Annotated in this window: 6 protein-coding genes; 4 read left to right on the top strand and 2 right to left on the bottom strand. The window is 60.9% G+C overall.

Features of this window, described 5'->3' with window-relative positions; translation table 11 throughout:
- Positions 1-249 precede the first annotated feature (249 nt).
- Positions 250-1470 (bottom strand): CaiB/BaiF CoA transferase family protein, encoded by a 1221-nt coding sequence (locus LU684_RS21380; RefSeq protein WP_232894998.1) that lies wholly within the window; start codon positions 1468-1470, stop codon positions 250-252.
- Between the two features lie 14 nt (positions 1471-1484).
- Positions 1485-2666 (bottom strand): acyl-CoA dehydrogenase, encoded by a 1182-nt coding sequence (locus tag LU684_RS21375; RefSeq protein ID WP_232894997.1) that lies wholly within the window; start codon positions 2664-2666, stop codon positions 1485-1487.
- Between the two features lie 161 nt (positions 2667-2827).
- Between LU684_RS21375 and LU684_RS21370 the strand changes: the two genes are divergently transcribed.
- The 4 genes from LU684_RS21370 (at position 2828) to LU684_RS21355 (ending at position 7050) form a co-directional block, all read left to right on the top strand.
- On the top strand, positions 2828-3727 hold the full coding sequence (locus tag LU684_RS21370) for a LysR family transcriptional regulator (RefSeq protein WP_016484310.1): 900 nt from the start codon (positions 2828-2830) through the stop codon (positions 3725-3727).
- A 436-nt stretch (positions 3728-4163) separates the two neighbouring features.
- On the top strand, positions 4164-5285 hold the full coding sequence (locus LU684_RS21365) for a Re/Si-specific NAD(P)(+) transhydrogenase subunit alpha (RefSeq protein ID WP_095116383.1): 1122 nt from the start codon (positions 4164-4166) through the stop codon (positions 5283-5285).
- Positions 5286-5296: 11 nt separating this feature from the next.
- Positions 5297-5611 (top strand): NAD(P) transhydrogenase subunit alpha, encoded by a 315-nt coding sequence (locus tag LU684_RS21360; RefSeq protein ID WP_016484308.1) that lies wholly within the window; start codon positions 5297-5299, stop codon positions 5609-5611.
- A 2-nt stretch (positions 5612-5613) separates the two neighbouring features.
- Positions 5614-7050 carry an NAD(P)(+) transhydrogenase (Re/Si-specific) subunit beta gene (locus LU684_RS21355; RefSeq protein ID WP_016484307.1) on the top strand — a complete coding sequence of 479 codons (1437 nt, stop codon included), beginning with the start codon at positions 5614-5616 and terminating at the stop codon, positions 7048-7050.
- The last annotated feature ends 14 nt before the right edge of the window (positions 7051-7064 follow it).

Here is a 7064-nt window from a genome sequence, read left to right as displayed (position 1 = left end):
TTTAGAAGCGCTGTCAACCACCATTTCAACCGCTTGCGATCTTTCGATCGTAGCCCTTTCAACGCCACCTTAACTACCTAACTCATTGAATCTCAAGGAGTTTGTCGTTCCGATGTCGCTGGAAGTGGGGCGCATTATAAGGGGATTCGAAAGGGCGTCAACCATTAATTTCAAGAAACCGTAATATCGCTGAAAAGCAAAGCAGGGAGGCCTGGCGGCCTCCCTGCTTTTATATAGCACCCGCCGCTTCTACAGCACGCCGGCCTCCCGCAAGCGCTGCACCTCACCTGCCTCCAGCCCCAGCACTTCCCCCAGTACCGCCTCGGTATGCTCACCCAGCAGCGGCGGCGCCCGTCGGTACTCCACCGGCGTCTCCGACAACCGTAAAGGGCTGGCTACCTGCGGCACGCTACCCGCCAATGGATGCGGAATGTTCACCGCCAACCCACGCGCCAGCACCTGTGGGTCCTGAAACATCTGAGCCAGGTCATTGATAGGCCCGCACGGCACCCCAGCAGCCTCCAGCTGGGCAACCCATTCGGCGGTTGTCTTGAATACTGTGGCCTGGCGGATCAGTGGAATCAGCTCGGCCCTGTTGGCCACCCGCTGCTTATTGGTCAGGAAGCGTGGATCGTCCGCCCATTGTGGCTGCCCCGCCACTTCTGCGAATTTGCGGAACTGGCTGTCGTTGCCCACGGTAAGAATGAAGTCGCCATCCGCCGTCGGGAAGTCCTGGTAGGGCACTATATTGGGGTGCGCATTGCCCAGGCGCCGAGGCGGGTTGCCCGTGGTCAGGTAATTCATGGCCTGGTTCGCCAGGCAGGCTACCTGTACATCGAGCAACGCCATGTCGACATGCTGGCCCACCCCGGTCTGCGCCCGATGGGCAAGGGCGGCAAGCATGGCCACCGTTGAGTACAGCCCGGTAAGGATGTCGGTAAGCGCCACACCCACTTTGACCGGCCCCGCGCCTTCCTCACCCTCCGGGCGGCCGGTCAGGCTCATCAGCCCACCCAGCCCCTGGATCATGAAGTCATAACCCGCACGCTTGGCATACGGGCCGGTCTGGCCGAAACCGGTAATGGAGCAATAGATAAGCTGCGGGTTGATCGCCTTCAGGCTCTGGTAGTCCAGCCCATAGGCCGCCAAACCACCCACCTTGAAGTTCTCGATGACAATATCGGACTTCGCCGCCAACTCACGCACCAGGCGCTGCCCTTCAGGCCGGGTGAAGTCGATGGTCACCGAACGCTTGTTACGGTTGGCCGACAGGTAGTAAGCCGCCTCGCTGGTGTTTTCACCCTCGGCATCCTTGAGGAAAGGCGGCCCCCACGCGCGGGTATCGTCACCACTGCCCGGGCGCTCCACCTTTATAACGTCAGCGCCCAGGTCAGCGAGAATCTGGCCAGACCATGGGCCGGCCAACACGCGCGAAAGGTCCAGCACCCGCAGATGTGATAGCGCGCCCATGGGCTGGCTCCTTATTAATAGAAGGCCTGGATACCGGTCTGCGCACGCCCCAGGATCAGTGCATGCACGTCGTGAGTACCTTCATAGGTGTTGACCACCTCCAGGTTTACCAGATGACGGGCCACGCCAAACTCATCGGAAATGCCGTTTCCACCCAGCATGTCGCGCGCCATGCGAGCGATATCCAGCGCCTTGCCGCAGGAATTGCGCTTCATGATCGAGGTAATTTCCACAGCAGCGGTACCTTCATCCTTCATGCGCCCCAGGCGCAGGCAGCCTTGCAGCGCCAGGGTGATTTCGGTCTGCATGTCGGCCAGCTTTTTCTGGATCAGCTGGTTGGCAGCCAGGGGGCGGCCGAACTGCTGACGGTCCAAGGTGTACTGACGCGCGGTGTGCCAGCACGCCTCGGCCGCACCCAACGCCCCCCACGAGATGCCGTAACGGGCAGAGTTGAGACAGGTGAACGGACCTTTGAGGCCGCGCACATCCGGGAAGATGTTCTCTTCTGGCACGAACACATTGTCCATGACAACTTCACCGGTGATCGAGGCACGCAGGCCGACCTTGCCATGAATGGCCGGGGCACTGAGGCCCTGCCAGCCCTTTTCCAGGACAAAGCCGCGGATATCCCCTGCATCGTCCTTGGCCCACACCACGAACACATCAGCGATCGGGCTGTTGGTGATCCACATCTTGCTGCCGGTCAGACGGTAGCCGCCGTCGACCTTCCTGGCACGGGTGATCATCGAGCCAGGGTCGGAGCCGTGGTTGGGCTCGGTCAGACCAAAACAACCGATCCACTCGCCACTGGCCAGCTTGGGCAAGTACTTCTGCTTTTGAGCCTCGGTACCAAATTCATTGATGGGCACCATCACCAGCGACGACTGCACGCTCATCATCGAACGGTAGCCCGAGTCGATACGCTCGACCTCTCGGGCAATCAGCCCATAGCACACGTAGTTCAGGCCACTGCCACCGTACTGTTCGGGAATGGTGGCACCCAGCAGGCCGACTTCACCCATCTCCCGGAAGATCGCCGGGTCGGTCTGCTCGTGGCGGAAAGCCTCGAGCACACGCGGGGCAAGCTTGTCCTGGGCGAACTGATAAGCGCTGTCACGCACCATGCGCTCTTCTTCAGTGAGCTGTTGATCCATCAGCAGTGGGTCGATCCAGTGGAAGCTTGCTTTACCGGCCATGAGCGAAATCCTCGTAATAGGGGGCAGTTTCTTGTGCCTTTGAGCCTAGGCCTGATCGGCCGCCGGGACAAACGAGGATTGCGCACCAATTAGTGATAATTTGTCACTTCGTAAATCGGCAAAACACCACAAAGACAGCCTTACGAGTGAGGTTGACGTACATGCGCCGCAAGATCCCCAGTACCACCGCTCTGGTTTGCTTCGAGGCGGCGGCACGCAACGAGAGCTTTACCAAGGCCGCCCAGGAACTCGCCCTGACCCAGGGTGCCGTTTGCCGGCAGATCGGCGGCCTCGAGGCTTTTCTGAATGTGGAACTGTTCCGCCGTTCCCGCCGCGGCGTGAAGCTGACCGAGGCCGGCCTGTCCTACAGTCGTCAGGTTGCCGCTCAACTGGACGCGGTAGAGCGCGACACCCTGTCGGTGATGGGTCAGCAGGGCGCCAGCGTGATCGAGCTGGCCGTAGTGCCTACCTTTGGTACCCAATGGCTGCTTCCGCGCCTCAAGGACTTCCAGCAACGCCACCCAGAGGTGACGGTCAACCTCACCAACCGCACCCGGCCATTCCTGTTCGCCGACACCCCCTTCGATGCCGCAATCTATTTCGGTGATGCCGACTGGTCCGGCACCCAGTCGCACCGGCTGATGGGGGAGAACCCGGTCCCCGTCTGCAGCCCGGCATTGCTGGCCGGGCAGGGCATACTCGAAGCACAGCGCATCGCCCAACTGCCACTGCTGCAGCAAAGCACGCGCCCCTACGCCTGGCGGCAGTGGTTCGGCAGCCTAGGGATGAATGTGCCACGCGACATGACAGGCCCGCGTTATGAACTATTCTCGATGCTCGCCCAGGCGGCCATACATGAAATGGGGGTCGCACTGATCCCACCGTTCCTGATCCAGCGCGAGTTGGGGGAGGGTAGGCTGGTGGTCGCTAACAGGCATGCCCTGATCAGCGACAAGGCCTACTATCTGATGATTCCGGATCGCAAGGTAGAGTCAGCTTCGCTGCGCGCCTTCCGAGACTGGCTGGTGAGCCAGGCCTGGGCATACACCGCAACAGCTTGATGAAGTGCGACAAATTGACCCTGTAGTCAATTATTTTAAACACCTACAGATATATGTATTTGTCGCATATCCATAAACTGTTATGCCCACCTGGAAATACCCTTTAACCCTGCTAACCACGCGGCTTTGCGGGTGATTTTGCGACATTCACCGTGCCGTAAGCGTATCAACCCAAATATTTTTGATTTTTTCTCCTAATCTGCCAATAGCCCATGCTTGACGGGCTGGAGTCTTAGCGCTGCGACAAGCGGTCACAGGGTGACTTGTAGTTTTGACTTCGTTTCGCTCCATAACCGGTTGAAGGCCCCCGGGTTCGTCTGCAAAATGCTTCGCCCGCCCGGGAATCGGCGGGTCGGCGCTCCACAGCCGCCCCAGCGCACCATCCGAAGTGTGCTGGCTCATACAAAGACAAAAGGTCACCGCAGGAGAAATAGTCGTGCACATTGGTGTTCCTCTCGAGACGCAGACCGGTGAGACAAGGGTCGCTGCGACCCCGGAAACCATCAAGAAACTGATTGGCCAAGGCCATCAGGTCACCGTCCAACGGGGGGCAGGGCTCAACGCCAGCATTCCGGACAGTGCCTATGAGGCCGCAGGCGCTTCCCTAGGGAGCGCAGCCGATGCATACGGCGCCCAATTGGTACTCAAAGTGGTCGCACCCAACGACCAGGAGCTGGCCCTGATCAACAGTGGCAGCCTCCTGGCGGGCATGCTCAACCCCTTCAACAGCGAACTGATCGCCAAGATGGCCGAACGCGGCATCACCGCTTTCGCCCTGGAAGCCGCTCCCCGCACCTCGCGGGCGCAGAGCCTCGACGTGCTGTCGTCACAGGCCAACATCGCGGGTTACAAAGCTGTGTTGCTGGCGGCCCATCACTACCCACGCTTCATGCCCATGCTGATGACCGCTGCAGGCACCGTGAAGGCCGCGCGCGTGCTGATCCTGGGGGCGGGCGTTGCCGGCCTGCAGGCCATCGCCACCGCCAAGCGCCTGGGTGCGGTGATCGAAGCGTCCGACGTACGCCCGGCAGTGAAGGAGCAAATCGAGTCGCTGGGTGCCAAGTTCATCGACGTGCCTTACGAGACCGATGAGGAGCGCGAGTGCGCCGAAGGCGTCGGCGGTTACGCCAGACCGATGCCAGCCAGCTGGATGCAACGCCAGGCCCAAGCCGTGCACGAGCGAGCCAGGCAGGCGGACATCGTCATTACCACCGCACTGATCCCCGGCCGCAAGGCTCCGACCCTGCTCAGTGCCGAGACCGTGGCGCAGATGAAGCCCGGCTCGGTGGTCATCGACCTCGCCGCAGCCCAGGGTGGCAACTGCCCACTCACCGTTGCTGATCAGGTAGTACGGGAGAATGGCGTGACCATCGTCGGCCCGACCAACCTGCCGGCCCAGCTGGGTGCCGATGCCTCGGCGCTGTATGCGCGCAACCTGCTGGACTTCATGAAACTGCTGTTCGACAAGGACGGCGCACTGGTCATCAACCTCGAAGACGACATCGTCGCGGCCTGCCTCATGTGCCGTGATGGTCAAGTCGTCCGCAAGAACGGCTAAGGAGCACGACAATGGAAGACATGCTGATTTCCCATGGCATCTACAACCTGATCATCTTCGTGCTGGCCATCTATGTGGGCTACCACGTGGTGTGGAACGTCACCCCGGCGTTGCACACGCCGCTGATGGCCGTGACCAATGCCATCTCTGCCATCGTAATCGTCGGCGCCATGCTTGCTGCCGCGCTGACTGTGACCCCAGCCGGCAAGCTCATGGGCACTCTCGCCGTAGCCCTGGCTGCGGTCAATGTGTTCGGTGGCTTCCTGGTCACCCGCCGCATGCTTGAGATGTTCAAGAAGAAAGCCAAGAACGAGGGGCAGAAGTAAGCATGAGCATGAATCTGGTAACACTTCTGTACCTGGTCGCTTCGGTGTGCTTCATCCAGGCGCTCAAGGGCCTGTCGCACCCAACCACCTCACGGCGCGGCAACCTGTTCGGCATGATCGGCATGGGCATCGCCATGCTCACCACGGTTGGCCTCATCTATAAGCTGGGCGCCGAGCTGGCCACCGCCGGTATTGGCTATGTCATCGTCGGCCTGCTGGTCGGTGGTACCGCGGGTTCGATCATGGCCAAGCGCGTCGAGATGACCAAGATGCCGGAACTGGTCGCCTTCATGCACAGCATGATCGGCCTGGCTGCGGTGTTCATTGCCATCGCTGCCGTGCTGGAGCCGCAGTCGATGGGCATCGTTGCCGCGATCACCGACCCGATCCCCACCGGTAACCGCCTGGAGCTGTTCCTGGGCGCAGCCATCGGCGCCATTACCTTCTCCGGCTCGGTTATCGCCTTCGGCAAATTGTCGGGCAAGTACAAGTTCCGCCTGTTCCAGGGCGCACCGGTACAGTTCCCCGGCCAGCACAAGCTGAACCTGATCCTGGGCCTGACCACCATCGCCCTGGGCCTGCTGTTCACCTTCACTGGTCATTACAGCGCCTTCACCCTGATGCTGGCCCTGGCCTTCGTCATGGGCGTGCTGATCATCATCCCGATCGGCGGCGCCGACATGCCCGTGGTGGTGTCGATGCTCAACAGCTATTCGGGCTGGGCGGCGGCCGGTATCGGCTTCTCCCTGAACAATTCGATGCTGATCATCGCAGGCTCCCTGGTGGGTTCGTCCGGCGCCATCCTCTCGTACATCATGTGCAAGGCGATGAACCGGTCGTTCTTCAACGTCATCCTTGGGGGCTTTGGCGGCGATACCGACGCCGGCGCGGCGCAAGGCTCGAAAGAGCAGCGCCCCGTGAAGTCCGGTTCGGCCGACGATGCCACCTTCTTGCTCAGCAACGCCGACAGCGTGATCATCGTCCCGGGATACGGCTTGGCGGTGGCCCGTGCCCAGCACGCGCTGAAGGAGCTGACCGAGAAGCTGACCCACAACGGCGTAACCGTGAAGTACGCCATCCACCCCGTGGCGGGCCGCATGCCCGGGCACATGAACGTGCTGCTGGCCGAGGCCGAAGTACCGTACGATCAGGTGTTCGAGATGGACGACATCAACGCCGAATTCGGCCAGGCCGACGTGGTGCTGGTGCTGGGCGCCAACGATGTGGTCAACCCGGCGGCGAAGAACGACCCCAAATCGCCAATTGCCGGTATGCCAATCCTCGAAGCGTTCAAAGCCAAGACCATCATCGTCAACAAGCGCTCCATGGCCAGCGGCTATGCCGGCCTGGACAACGAACTGTTCTACTTGGACAAGACCATGATGGTGTTTGGTGACGCCAAGAAAGTCATCGAGGATATGGTGAAGGCCGTGGAGTGAAAACCACCGCTGCA

Source organism: Pseudomonas sp. NMI542_15 (assembly GCF_021283425.1).
Lineage (GTDB): Bacteria > Pseudomonadota > Gammaproteobacteria > Pseudomonadales > Pseudomonadaceae > Aquipseudomonas > Aquipseudomonas fortuita.
Note: the sequence above shows the minus strand (reverse complement) of the source record. Positions and strands in the feature narration are given on the sequence as shown.

Bases quoted from the DNA above. Each gene is read 5' to 3' on its own strand.
- LU684_RS21370 (WP_016484310.1), top strand. From the start codon at position 2,828: ATGCGCCGCAAGATCCCCAGTACCACCGCTCTGGTTTGCTTCGAGGCG.
- LU684_RS21380 (WP_232894998.1), bottom strand. From the start codon at position 1,470: ATGGGCGCGCTATCACATCTGCGGGTGCTGGACCTTTCGCGCGTGTTG.
- LU684_RS21355 (WP_016484307.1), top strand. From the start codon at position 5,614: ATGAGCATGAATCTGGTAACACTTCTGTACCTGGTCGCTTCGGTGTGC.
- LU684_RS21360 (WP_016484308.1), top strand. From the start codon at position 5,297: ATGGAAGACATGCTGATTTCCCATGGCATCTACAACCTGATCATCTTC.
- LU684_RS21375 (WP_232894997.1), bottom strand. From the start codon at position 2,666: ATGGCCGGTAAAGCAAGCTTCCACTGGATCGACCCACTGCTGATGGAT.